This is a genomic window from Serratia sp. C2(1), from assembly GCF_036352655.1.
GTDB lineage: Bacteria > Pseudomonadota > Gammaproteobacteria > Enterobacterales > Enterobacteriaceae > Serratia > Serratia inhibens.
Map to the genome: position 1 here is coordinate 2,386,674 of NZ_JAZFBA010000001.1, position 12,473 is coordinate 2,399,146.

10 protein-coding genes are annotated in these 12,473 nt (G+C 57.0%); 5 read left to right on the forward strand and 5 right to left on the reverse strand.

Translation table 11 applies throughout. The features are described from left to right. The first annotated feature begins 104 nt into the window (after positions 1-104). From V2S86_RS11195 to V2S86_RS11205, 3 genes are all read left to right on the forward strand, one after another. The gene (locus V2S86_RS11195; RefSeq protein WP_330762461.1) at positions 105-473 is read left to right on the forward strand and encodes a DUF1801 domain-containing protein; all 369 of its coding nucleotides are present in this window, start codon (positions 105-107) and stop codon (positions 471-473) included. 38 nt (positions 474-511) lie between these two features. Then, entirely contained in the window at positions 512-1,303 is a 792-nt protein-coding gene (locus V2S86_RS11200; protein WP_330762462.1) for an AraC family transcriptional regulator, read from the forward strand. Positions 1,304-1,402: 99 nt separating this feature from the next. Continuing rightward, positions 1,403-2,014, forward strand: coding sequence for a LysE family translocator (locus tag V2S86_RS11205; protein ID WP_330762463.1), 612 nt, complete (start codon positions 1,403-1,405; stop codon positions 2,012-2,014). 62 nt (positions 2,015-2,076) lie between these two features. Here the strand turns inward: V2S86_RS11205 and serS are convergent, their stop codons facing one another. The 5 genes from serS to lrp all read right to left on the reverse strand — a co-directional run bounded on the left by serS (position 2,077) and on the right by lrp (position 9,836). Next, the gene (gene serS / locus V2S86_RS11210) at positions 2,077-3,369 is read right to left on the reverse strand and encodes a serine--tRNA ligase (protein WP_330762464.1); all 1,293 of its coding nucleotides are present in this window, start codon (positions 3,367-3,369) and stop codon (positions 2,077-2,079) included. 109 nt (positions 3,370-3,478) lie between these two features. Continuing rightward, positions 3,479-4,822 (reverse strand): replication-associated recombination protein A, encoded by a 1,344-nt coding sequence (locus V2S86_RS11215; RefSeq protein ID WP_330762465.1) that lies wholly within the window; start codon positions 4,820-4,822, stop codon positions 3,479-3,481. A 7-nt stretch (positions 4,823-4,829) separates the two neighbouring features. Further along, positions 4,830-5,441, reverse strand: a complete 612-nt coding sequence (lolA, locus tag V2S86_RS11220; RefSeq protein WP_330762466.1) for an outer membrane lipoprotein chaperone LolA — start codon at positions 5,439-5,441, stop codon at positions 4,830-4,832. 198 nt (positions 5,442-5,639) lie between these two features. Beyond that, positions 5,640-9,221 carry a DNA translocase FtsK 4TM domain-containing protein gene (locus V2S86_RS11225; RefSeq protein ID WP_330762467.1) on the reverse strand — a complete coding sequence of 1,194 codons (3,582 nt, stop codon included), beginning with the start codon at positions 9,219-9,221 and terminating at the stop codon, positions 5,640-5,642. A 120-nt stretch (positions 9,222-9,341) separates the two neighbouring features. Further along, positions 9,342-9,836, reverse strand: a complete 495-nt coding sequence (gene lrp, locus V2S86_RS11230) for a leucine-responsive transcriptional regulator Lrp (RefSeq protein WP_004928318.1) — start codon at positions 9,834-9,836, stop codon at positions 9,342-9,344. Positions 9,837-10,507: 671 nt separating this feature from the next. Between lrp and trxB the strand changes: the two genes are divergently transcribed. Both trxB and V2S86_RS11240 read left to right on the forward strand, forming a co-directional pair. Next, complete coding sequence (gene trxB, locus V2S86_RS11235; protein ID WP_330762468.1) at positions 10,508-11,479, forward strand: thioredoxin-disulfide reductase; 972 nt, start codon at positions 10,508-10,510, stop codon at positions 11,477-11,479. Between the two features lie 76 nt (positions 11,480-11,555). Then, positions 11,556-12,443, forward strand: a complete 888-nt coding sequence (locus V2S86_RS11240; protein WP_330762469.1) for a LysR family transcriptional regulator — start codon at positions 11,556-11,558, stop codon at positions 12,441-12,443. Positions 12,444-12,473 lie beyond the last annotated feature (30 nt).

A 12,473-nucleotide genomic window follows, 5' to 3' on the forward strand; every position in this document is an offset into this window, starting at 1 on the left:
TTATATGTTCACCGCACAATTTGTTTCGCTCCCGGCTGCAGGAGCAACGCGGAGCAAAAAGGTCTATGCTGACGGCAGAAGAAATACACTCCCCGGAAGGCGTGATGAGACAGACTAGCGATGATGCCGTCAGCGCATTGTTGGCGGATATAGGCAGCACCCATGATGAACTTCTGGAGGTGGTGCAACGCGTTCGCCATGTGGCCGCTGCCGCCGGTGACGACGTCAGCGAGTCGGTAAAATATGGCGGCATCATGTTTGCCCACACGACGTTTTTCTGCGGCGTATTCGCCTACAGCGGCCATGTGACGGTGGAGTTTGGCTGGGGCTATTTGCTCGAAGACCACCACCGGATGCTGGAGGGTGGCGGTAAGTATCGCCGGCATATCAAGCTTGATTCGCTTGCCGATGTCGAGACAAAACAGTTGGCTGACTACGTCAGGCAGGCTTATGAGCTGGAGTCTCCACGCTGAGACCTGCATGCGGCTGCGGCACGTCAAAGGATAAGGTGATGAAGAAACGCGCTATTCAGATCGTCCCCAGCAGCCTCCTCGGTATGGAAATGGTCGCGGCGGACACGGATTTTTCCTTTGGGCGCCATACTCACGACCAGTTTGGCATTGGCCTGATGGATCGCGGTGCCCAGAAATCGCTGAGCGGCCGGGGCCGCGTTGAATCAACCGCGGGGGACATCATCACCGTGAACCCCGGAGAGGTGCATGACGGCTCCCCCCTTGCCGGAGCCAGAGCCTGGCGCATGATCTACCTTCAACCCGAACGGCTCAATCAATGCTTCGCAGATATCAGCGAGGGCAGATTTACCTCCGGAGAGTTCAGCTACCCGGTTTTCAGCAACCCTCAATTGGCTGCCTGCTTTAACCAGCTGTTCTGTGCCGTCACGCAAAATGATGGGCTGGCCGCCGAAGAGGCTTTGCTGGTTATGGCCGCGGCTCTGGCAGAGATCCCGCGTCCCCATTTAGCCTTCCCGCAAGATGGCATTGTGCGCGCACGGGAAATGATTGACGACGAGCCCGACAGCCCGCTGACGCTGACTGAGTTGGCCGCCGAAGCCGGCCTGAGCCAATACCAGCTTTTACGCGGTTTCAAACGCTGCACCGGTCTGACGCCACATGCTTACCTGCTGCAACGCCGCCTGCTGCTGGCGCGCCGCCTGATCCTCGCCGGTGACGAGTTGGCCGAGGTGGCCAACGCCTGCGGCTTCGCCGACCAAAGCCACATGACGCGCCTGTTCGTCCGGAGTTTTGGTTACACTCCCGGCTCTTTTTCCCGACAATCAGCCTGAACTTTACCGCTGCAAAAGTGGGCTGCAATTTCGTTCAAGACTGTATGGCTCCTTCACCTGAAACTGGGTGCCAATTATCGCCAATAAGGAGCTTTACCCGTGAATGCAGATTTCCTGTTCACCTCATTACTGATCGTTATTTCGCCGGGGACCGGTGCGCTGATTACCTTATCCACCGGGCTGCAGCAGGGTACGCGCAGCGCCCTGGTAGCGGCTGCCGGCTGCACCCTGGGCGTATTACCCCATATGCTGGCTGCGGTGACCGGTCTGGCCGCGCTGTTGCAAACCAGCGCCCTGGCCTTTGGCCTGGTGAAGTACCTGGGCGTGGTTTACTTATTGTTTATGGGGTGGCAAACCTTGAGTGAAAAAGGGCCGCTGGCCCTGTCTCAGGCCAATTCGCCTTCCACCGACGGCGCCCTGGTACGTTATGCCGTCATAGCTAATGCGCTCAACCCCAAACTGTCCATTTTCTTTCTGGCGTTTCTCCCGCAATTTATCGTGGCAGGAGAACCACACCCCGTCCGCACCATGCTGATACTTTCTGCGGTATTCGCCGTAATGACGTTCGTTATTTTTTCTCTTTATGGTGCATTTGCCGCACGCGTTCGGCATCGCATCCTGGGGAATGCCCGCGTAATGCACTGGATACGCGGGTCGGTTTCCCTGGCGTTTATCGGTCTGGCCATCAAGTTGGCGTTGACCAACCACTAACCTCGCGTCGATTTTCAGACATAAAAAAAGCGCCCCCAGGCGCTTTTTTACTGATTAGCTTTTCAGCCGATATATTCCAGGCCATTCATGTAAGGGCGCAGAACTTCCGGTACCTCAATGCGGCCGTCTGCCTGCTGGTAGTTTTCCAGCACGGCGACCAAGGTACGACCCACAGCCAGACCAGACCCGTTCAGCGTATGCACCAAACGCGGTTTCTTCTCGGTTTTGCTGCGGCAGCGTGCCTGCATGCGACGCGCCTGGAAATCCCACATGTTCGAGCATGAGGATATTTCACGGTAGGTATCCTGAGCCGGCAACCACACTTCCAGATCGTAGGTTTTGCAAGCGCCGAAGCCCATGTCACCGGTACACAGCAAGACTTTACGATACGGCAGGTTCAGCAGTTGCAACACTTTCTCCGCATGGCCGGTCAGCTCTTCAAGCGCCGCCATGGAATCTTCCGGGCGAACGATCTGTACCATCTCGACCTTGTCGAACTGATGCATACGGATCAAACCACGGGTGTCACGCCCATACGAACCAGCTTCCGCACGGAAACATGGCGTGTGCGCGGTCATCTTCAGCGGCAGGGATTCCTCTTCCAGGATCTCGTCGCGCACCAGATTGGTCAACGGCACTTCCGCCGTTGGGATCAGCGCATAGTTGCTGCTGTCTGACTCTTCTTCCAGAGGTTTGGTATGGAACAGATCATCGCCAAACTTCGGCAACTGACCGGTGCCATACAGCGTGGCGTGATTGACCAGGTACGGCACGTAAGCTTCCAGATAGCCGTGTTGTTCCGTATGCAGATCCAACATGAACTGCGACAGCGCACGGTGCATGCGGGCGATCTGCCCTTTCATCACCACAAAGCGTGAACCCGTCAATTTTACCGCTGCGGCGAAATCCAGCCCACCGGCCATTTCGCCCAGATCAACGTGATCACGTACCTGGAAATCGTACTGACGCGGTTCGCCCCAGCGGCACACTTCCTGATTTTCGCTGTCATCTTTACCGTTCGGCACGGCATCGTCAGGCAAGTTCGGCAACGTCAGAGCGTAATCGCGAATTTCGGACTGCAACGTATCCAATGCGGCCTTGGCAGCATCCAGCTTGTCACCCAGTTCGTTCACTTCGCGACGCAGGGGCTCAATGTCTTCCCCGCGCGCTTTGGCCGCACCGATGGATTTCGATCGGGAGTTACGTTCCGCCTGCAGCGTTTCGGTTTCTACCTGCAGAACCTTGCGGCGCTCTTCTTGCGAACGCAGCAGATCCAGATCGAGTTTAAAGCCTCGGCGAGCCAGTTTGACGGCGACTGCGTCTAGCTCATTACGCAGCAGATTGGGATCGAGCATGCTAATCCTGTGCTTATTGTTATTGAAAGAAAATTTGTCGTTTTATTTGGCTGAATATCAACCGAATAAAGAAAGGGTGATACACGCTAACCTTACCGCAACGGCAACGCTAGCGGTAGCGTTTTGTCGGGCTATTTTGATCCTGTTCAGCCAGCCATGCCAGCTTTTCACCGATTTTACCTTCCAGCCCGCGCGCGGTTGGATGATAGTAACGAGTCTTGGCCATTTCCGGTGGGAAATAGTCCTCGCCGGCGGCATAGGCATTAGGTTCGTCGTGAGCGTAACGATACTCCGCGCCCAACCCCATTTCCTTCATCAACTTGGTCGGCGCGTTGCGCAGGTGCTCCGGCACGTCGTAATCGGCCATCTCTCGGGCATCGCGCATCGCCGCTTTGAAAGCGGTGTACACGGCGTTGCTTTTGGGCGCGCAGGCCAGATAAACGATGGCCTGCGCAATGGCCCGTTCGCCCTCCGCCGGGCCGACGCGGGTAAAGCAATCCCAGGCAGCAATCGCCACCTGCATGCCGCGCGGATCGGCATTGCCGACATCCTCGGACGCAATCGCCAATAGGCGACGCGCCACATACAGCGGATCGCCGCCGGCGGTAATAATACGCGCGTACCAGTACAGCGCGGCATCCGGCGCCGAACCGCGCACCGATTTATGCAGCGCCGAGATCAAATCGTAATAACGGTCGCCTTTATTGTCGAAGCGCGCACTGCGCTCACCGGAGACCTCTTTCAGCAATGATGGCGTCAACACGCGGATGCCTTTGGCGTCGATTTCCGCCATATCCGCCATCATCTCCAGGCTGTTCAGCGCTCGGCGCGCATCGCCGCCCACCAACTCCGACAGCATGCGGCGTGTTTCTTCGGGCAACTCGATATTCTGGCCGCCGAACCCCCGGTGAGTGTCTTTCATCGCCTGATCCAGCACCTGGCTGATATCTTCGGCGGTCAATGCTTTCAACAAATACACTCGGGCACGTGAAAGCAGCGCCGAGTTGAGTTCAAAAGACGGGTTTTCGGTCGTAGCGCCGATAAAGGTGATGGTGCCATCTTCAATATGCGGCAGGAAAGCGTCCTGCTGGCTTTTGTTGAAGCGGTGCACCTCGTCGACAAACAAAATAGTGCGGCGACCGGCGTCACGGTTCTGCCGTGCGCGCTCGATCGCCTCGCGGATCTCTTTGATGCCGGACGTGACGGCGGAAATCCGCTCAACGTCCGCCTGGCCGTAACGGCCGATCAACTCTGCCAGCGTCGTTTTCCCGGTGCCCGGCGGTCCCCACAAAATCATGGAATGCAGTTGCCCGGCCTCGATGGCACGCGGCAAAGGCTTGCCGGCAGCCAGCAGATGTTGCTGGCCGATATACTGCGCCAGCGTGGTTGGCCGCATCCGCGCGGCCAACGGCTGGAACTCATTCTGGGAAAAATCGAGCGACATATTACTCACGCAGACCTCACTGGCGCTGGTCGTCCAGCGTCACCCCCTTCGGCGGGGTAAATTTGAATTTGGCGGCGTCAACAGAGGTATTTTGCTGGCTTTTCAGCGCGTAAGAACTGCGCTGGCCGTCTTGCTCAACCGCGGCAAAACTGCGGATAGTACCGCTGTTGGTCACGGTGATGGCGAACTGTTTCAGGTTGCCGCTGCTGGATTTTGGCGTCAGCTCAAAATCGTCGCCTTTCTGCTTCACATTATACTGTTTCCAGTCGTTGGAATCGTTGCGGGTGATTAGCATAAACGGCGTGTTGCCGGTGGCGTTTTTCAGCCAGGTGGCCGTTACCTGCTCAACAAAGGGGTTATAGAACCACAGGGTTTGGCCGTCCGATACCAGCACGCTCTCGTCAGGTGAGGTCATGTGCCAGTTAAACAGGTTCGGGCGTTTCACCCACAGTTCACCTTCTCCCTGCTGCACCGCTGCGCCGTCGCTGCTGGTCACGGTCTGGGAGAAACTGGCGTGGAAACTGTTCACTTTCGCCAGACGACTTTGCAGATCCTGTGCGGCGTCGGCCAGCACAGAAGTGGAAGCGAATCCCGAAAGCAGACAACAGGCAACTAACAGTTTTTTCATTATTCCAGGTACCTTATCAAATGCGTTAACCGCAAGGCGGTGCCGTGCGGGTCAAATTAACCCTAACCCAGGTTACTCTACCCGAAGCCACAAGCCGGCAGATAGGCCAATGTTCCGAGAAGCAGAGGGGTTTACGCTTCTTTGCACAAGGGCCGCAAAGCGGCCCTTTATTATTGAATAACAACGGTTAAAGCTTAATCAGTCATGCCGTGGCGGTGCCAGCACCTCGCGGTTGCCGTTATGCCCTTGCTCGCTGACAATGCCCTGCGCTTCCATCTGTTCGATGATGCGCGCGGCGCGGTTATAGCCGATGCGGAACTGGCGTTGTACGCCGGAGATAGAGGCGCGGCGTTTATCCACCACAAACTCCACCGCTTGATCAAACAGCGGATCCAGCTCTTCGTCACCGTCCAAACCGCCGCCGGCACCACCTTCAGCGTCGTCTCCGGCGCTGAGGATACCCTCTTTATATTGAGGCCGCTCACGCGCTTTCCAATCCTTAACCACCGCATGCACTTCCTGATCGCGCACAAAAGCACCATGCACACGCACAGGAATGGAGGAGTTAGGCGCCAGATACAGCATGTCGCCCATCCCCAGCAGAGATTCTGCACCGCCCTGATCGAGGATAGTGCGCGAGTCAATCTTGCTGGATACGGTAAAGGCGATACGGGTTGGGATGTTGGCCTTGATCAGGCCGGTGATCACATCCACCGACGGGCGCTGGGTCGCCAGCACCAAGTGGATCCCCGCCGCACGCGCTTTCTGCGCCAGACGAGCGATCAGTTCCTCAACCTTCTTGCCCACCGTCATGATCAGGTCGGCGAATTCATCCACCATCACCACGATGTAAGGCTCTTTCTCCAACACCGGCGGCGTAATGTCCATGCTGTCGCTCGGCTTCCAGAAAGGATCCGGGATCGGGCGCCCCATAGCTTCAGCCTGATCGACGCGTTCGTTATAACCGGCCAGGTTACGCACACCCAGTGCAGACATCAGCTTGTAGCGACGCTCCATCTCGGCGACACACCAACGCAGGGCGTTGGCGGCGTCTTTCATATCGGTTACAACGTCCGTCAACAGGTGTGGAATGCCTTCATAAACCGACAGTTCCAGCATTTTCGGGTCAATCATGATAAAGCGCACTTCTTTCGGTGTGGCCTTATACAAGATGCTCAGGATCATGGCATTGACCCCAACCGACTTACCGGAACCCGTGGTACCCGCCACCAGCAGGTGTGGCATTTTAGCCAAATCGGCCACCACCGGCTCACCGGAAATGTCTTTACCCAGAACAATCGCCAACGGCGACGGATTGTCGCGGAACGCTGGACAATCCAGCACTTCACGCAAATAAACCGTCTGACGTTTAACGTTAGGCAGCTCCAATCCGACATAAGGCTTGCCGGGGATGACCTCTACCACGCGCACCGCGGAGGTTGACAGCGAGCGCGCCAGATCGCGTGACAAGTTGGAAATACGCGCGGCCTTGACCCCCGGTGCCAGATCCAGCTCAAAGCGGGTAATGACCGGCCCCGGCAGAATATCCACCACGTCGGCTTTCACTCGGTAGTCGGCCAAACTCGCTTCCACCAAACGCGCCTTTTGCTCCAGCGCGAAGGTATCCACCGGCTCCACCTCTTTCGGGGCTTCGGTCAGCAGATCCAGCGTCGGCAACGGCGTGGTCGGTTTCTGCAGCGGTTGATCGTTACGCATCAGGAACGGGTGGATCAGGCTGTCCATTGCCGGCTGCTGCGGTGCGGCCGGGGCCGGTTGCGCTGCAGGTTGCTGATAGACTGGCGGCTGCTGTGGTTGCTGGTAGGCCGGCTGAGCGGGCTGTTGATAAGTAGATTGAGCCGGCGGGTATGACTGCGCCGCCGGAGCCTGAGACTGCGGCGAATAAGCCGGTGCAGCAGGCTCAAACTGGCCAAAGGGCACATCGTCTTCACGTTCGCTTTGCTGCTCAATATGTTCTTCAAGCTGCGGCGACAGAGTGAACAAGGGTTCACTCGGGCTATCGTCGACCAAATCATCCATCGGCGAGAAACTGAACGCGTTGCGGGTATCTACCGGATTGGCGATTGGCGATGATGGCACAGGTTCCTGCTCGCCATAGCGAGCCTGCTGTTGCTCGGCAAACGCCTGACGCAACGCAGCCTCCTGCAGAGCTTGCTCATCATCCTGATTATCTTGCGGATATTCTTCGCCGTAACGCTGGCTTTGCTGTTCGGCAAACGCCTGACGCAACGCCGCTTCCTGCAAGGCTTCGTCATCTTGCTGATGGCTATCCGCATTCTGCAGAGGTTGCTCTTCGCGGGGACGCTGTTCTTGCTCGGCTACGCGCTGCGAAGGCAATTTGATGCCGTAAGAAGCCAGCTCGCGCCGGGTAGGAATACGCACCGGATTCGGCCGCGGCAATTCAGGACCGATACCCTGTTTCACCTGAGAGTTAGCGTCGCTGGTGGCCGTAAAAGCCGGCATAAAGGTATTGGCGGCAGCGGCCCCGACAACGGCCGCCGCTGCGGCTTCCGCCTGAGGTTTCACGCTGCCAAATGGCGCAACCTCAGGCTCACCGGCACTGAAGCCAGTAGAAGTGCCAACGTCAACGCTGTCGCGCTGAGCCGCAGAAAAATCAAACGGGGAACGATCGCGCGGCTGAGATACGGCTGGAGCTTCCCAATTGCCCAAACGCGGTTCATCATCGTCCCGGTAAGGATCCGCCGGGCGCGTCACTTTCGGCACCGGCGTCTCTTCAGGGATTTCAAACGAATACAGCGGTGGCACAGCGTTTTCCGCCGCAGCGCTCATCGGATGTTGGTTCACCGTGGCTGGGGCCGCTGGCGCTGCCGTTACCGCAGGTGCCGCCACCGGAGCCGCTATCGGCGCGGGAGCAGGCGTTACCGGCGTACTGACAGCCGCCGGCGCGACAGGTGCCACATCGGCATCGTCGTTAGCTCGCAAGCCGTTGAGCAGAGGATCGTCAGCCTCGTCTACCGCTGCTTTGGCGGCATCCGTTACCGAAGGTGCAGAGAACAGCACGTCGTCTTCCGCCGCGTTGGCCGCTGCCGCAGAGGCGGCTACAGCAACCGTTGCACCCTTCCCTGCCTGCTCCGGTTCATCATCGACGTAGCGATCGTCATCGTCGTGGTAACGTTCATCGCGGCGTGAACGGTTGGTCATGAAGGTGGCCGTACCCAGCACCACACCGCCGATTCTCTCGGCGATCACCAACCAGGACCAGCCGGTAAACAGCGTGAGCCCTGCGGCCCATACGCACAACAATGCCAGTGTTGCGCCAATGCCGTTGAACCACGGCAACATGGCGTTGCTCAGCAAGCTGCCGATAACGCCGCCGGAAGCGAAGTAATAGAGATCGTCGACATTCAGTGCCGCCAGGCCACACGAAGTGAGCACCAGCGCCAGCGTGCCGATAAGGCGCAGTGAGAGCGCAAAATAGTCGATGTAATCGCCGCTGTCGCGCTGACGGTAGGCCGTCCAGCACAAAACCAGCATGATCGGCGGTATCGCGTAAGCGAGCACCCCGAAAGTGAAGAACAGTGTGTCGGCCATCCAGGCCCCGACGCCACCACCCAGGTTATGAATCGGCTCATGCCACGCGGTCTGCGACCAGCTTGGGTCAGACGGATTGAAACTGACCAAGGCAGCCATGAGGTAAACGGCAAAAATCGCTACCACAATCAACACAGCTTCAAGCAAACGGCGGCCACTGCTGAGTTTTTTCAGGGTAACTTCTTTATCTTCTGTATATTCCTGGCTCAAGAAAGGCTCTCCAGGTTCCTGTTAGCTGACATAGCAACAGCGCCGAGAAGCTTCCCCGGCGCCGAAACTGTATGAATAAACAGGAGTGTAACCAATTTAATCAGGTTTTGCACCTGCACCTTACCGTGTTTTGATAACCAGACGGTTACTCTGTTTGACTTCTTCCATGACCACGTATGTACGGGTGTCGTTAACCCCCGGCAGACGCAGCAAGGTTTCACCGAGCAACTTACGGTAAGCCGACATATCCGGCACGCGGGTTTTCAACAGATAGTCGAAATCACCGGACACCAGATGACACTCCTGAATTTCTTCAAGCTTTTGAACTGCTGAGTTAAATTGCTCAAACACATCCGGCGCGCCGCGGTTCAGCGTGATTTCCACGAAAACCAGCAGAGACGCATCCAGATAATGCGGGTTGAGCAAGGCGGTATAGCCATGAATAAAACCCTGGCGCTCGAGGCGGCGCACGCGTTCTAAACATGGGGTTGGGGATAACCCCACGCGCTTCGAAAGCTCAACGTTCGAAATACGCCCATCCTTCTGTAACTCGTTCAGGATATTGCGGTCGATACGGTCGAGATCTTTACCCGGGCGTTTCTTATTGTCTGCCATTATTATTGTCTCTCTTATTTTCTTCCCTGCACTTGCCACACCCTAGCCAACGTCAATGTGTAAGGGCTTGTTCCAAGCGAAGACCCGATGCCTGTTATATGCTTCACTACCATCATTCATCGTTGTGCAGCCTGTCTGTCAACCCTGCACAATGTATTCAAATGACGTTCATCTCAAGAAGGAAATTGCCATTCGCTAACGCTATGTTCCCCTCACCTGCTGCTGTCTGCTTAAACAATGGCGCAAAACTCTGCGCCGCCGCCGCAAATACGTACGATTTACTGCCGGCAGGGGGATAATTTCTTCTTCCTATGATGTTTTCGCAAATGCGCAGCGGATTGTCAAAGTAAAAGAAGCAAAATCAGAAGAACCTGCCGTCATGAAAAGTTAGCCCCCCATTTTTAGTTATGAATCGCTGGCTTGAATCCCGCAGAGCAAAGCAGCTTAAACCCGGTAAATGTAGCGTCTCAGGCAGAATGAACGCCTCACGCCGGCAAGGGGCTTCCATAAGTTAAATTGCTGCGTTTTACGCTCGCTTTGGCAGCAAAATAATAATTAATAGGTCATGGCTATCAAACAAATCGTTAACAACATCCGCTGATGCTTTTTTTAATGCTGCATTTTCCCTACAATCGGTTTCATTGTCCGCATTGTGGGAAAAGAGGGTATTCATGGGCACGGCTAAACATAGCAAATTACTGATCCTGGGTTCCGGCCCCGCCGGCTATACCGCCGCGGTTTACGCAGCGCGCGCAAACCTGAGCCCGGTATTGATTACCGGTATGGAACAAGGTGGTCAGTTGACCACCACGACCGAAGTGGAAAACTGGCCGGGCGACGCCGAAGGCCTGACCGGCCCGGCATTGATGGAGCGCATGCGCGAGCACGCAGAAAAATTCCAGACCGAGATCGTGTTCGATCACATCAACAGCGTTGATCTGCAGAACCGTCCGTTCCGCCTGTTTGGCGACAGTGGTGAATACACCTGCGATGCGCTGATCATCGCCACCGGCGCATCCGCCCGTTACCTGGGCATGCCTTCTGAAGACGCCTTCAAAGGCAAAGGCGTTTCCGCCTGCGCCACCTGTGACGGTTTCTTCTATCGCAATCAAAAAGTTGCGGTCGTCGGCGGTGGCAATACCGCCGTGGAAGAAGCGCTGTATTTGTCCAACATCGCCGCTGAAGTTCATCTTATCCACCGCCGCGACAGCTTCCGCTCAGAGAAGATCCTGATCGACCGGCTGATGGAGAAAGTGAAAAACGGCAACATCGTGCTGCATACCGACCATACGTTGGACGAAGTGCTGGGCGATCAAATGGGCGTTACCGGCGTGCGCATTCGCAGCACCAAAGCGGAAAATGAAACGCAGGAACTGGCGTTGGCCGGCGTATTTATCGCCATCGGGCACAGCCCGAACACCAGCATTTTCGGTGGTCAATTGGAGCTGGAAAACGGCTATATCAAAGTTCAGTCCGGTATTCACGGCAACGCCACCCAGACCACCATTCCTGGCGTATTCGCTGCGGGTGACGTAATGGACCATATCTACCGTCAGGCGATCACCTCCGCCGGCACCGGCTGTATGGCTGCGCTGGACGCCGAGCGTTATCTGGACGGCATCGCTGGCGCAGAAGTCTGCTAACCCGGTATTCTGTCATCAATAAAAGCGGCTTTAGGGCCGCTTTTTTATACCTTGAATATGAGCGGACAGGCACAGGATGCAAAACCTTCTCCACTGGCGCTTGCTGGTCGCCGTGGCCGACAGCGGCAAAATTACGCTGGCGGCAAATCAATGCGGCATGACCCAGTCCGGTGCCAGCCAGGCTATCGCCCAGTTAGAGGACGCCCTGAATACGCCGCTGTTCGTCCGCCTGCCGCACAGCGTTACGCTGACACAAAGCGGTGAAAGGATTGTCGCCCACGCCCGCGCTATGCTGGCCGAACTCGATGCGATCCAAAGCTACGCGCTGCAGGCGAAAAGCGCGCATTCGGGCAAGATTCGCCTGGCCAGCTTTCCCTCGGCATTTGCCCTCCTGCTACCGCCGTTATTGCGTAAATTCCGCCGCCGCTACCCCGCCATTGAACTGGTTCAGTTGGAAGGCACCGACCGGGAAGTGGAGAACTGGCTGGCACTGGAAACCGCCGACGTCGGCGTAGTGCTGAACCCGAAAGACGAAAGGCAAAGCTACCCCCTGGGACAAGATCTGTGGCTTGCGGTTACCGCCAGCGCCCACCCGCTGGCCAGGGGTCGGCAACCGGTGGATTTCAGGGCACTGGCCGGTTTGCCCTTTGTGCTGGCTACCGGCGGCTGTAGCCTCAATGCGCAACTGTTGGCACAGCAGGCCGGTATTGCGCTGGCCGACGTACGCGTAACCGTCAGCGACTGGAGCACCGCACTCACGCTGGTGCGCGAAGGCGTCGGCGTGTCGTTGCTGCCTGCGTCGGTGATACCGACCGACGCCGCCGGCATTTGCGCTCTGCCGTTGAGCGTCCCGCTCTACCGGTATTTTGGCCTGGTCTGTTCGTTCACTGGCGCAAGCTCTGCACCGGTACAAACCCTGTTGGATTACCTGCGAGAACATCTGCCGCAGCCCGTCAGTAGCTGAACTGATGACGGGTTTCTGACATTCTAATTT

Bases quoted from the DNA above. Each gene is read 5' to 3' on its own strand.
- V2S86_RS11240 (WP_330762469.1), top strand. From the start codon at position 11,556: ATGCAAAACCTTCTCCACTGGCGCTTGCTGGTCGCCGTGGCCGACAGC.
- lrp (WP_004928318.1), bottom strand. From the start codon at position 9,836: ATGGCAGACAATAAGAAACGCCCGGGTAAAGATCTCGACCGTATCGAC.
- trxB (WP_330762468.1), top strand. From the start codon at position 10,508: ATGGGCACGGCTAAACATAGCAAATTACTGATCCTGGGTTCCGGCCCC.
- lolA (WP_330762466.1), bottom strand. From the start codon at position 5,441: ATGAAAAAACTGTTAGTTGCCTGTTGTCTGCTTTCGGGATTCGCTTCC.
- serS (WP_330762464.1), bottom strand. From the start codon at position 3,369: ATGCTCGATCCCAATCTGCTGCGTAATGAGCTAGACGCAGTCGCCGTC.
- V2S86_RS11195 (WP_330762461.1), top strand. From the start codon at position 105: ATGAGACAGACTAGCGATGATGCCGTCAGCGCATTGTTGGCGGATATA.
- V2S86_RS11200 (WP_330762462.1), top strand. From the start codon at position 512: ATGAAGAAACGCGCTATTCAGATCGTCCCCAGCAGCCTCCTCGGTATG.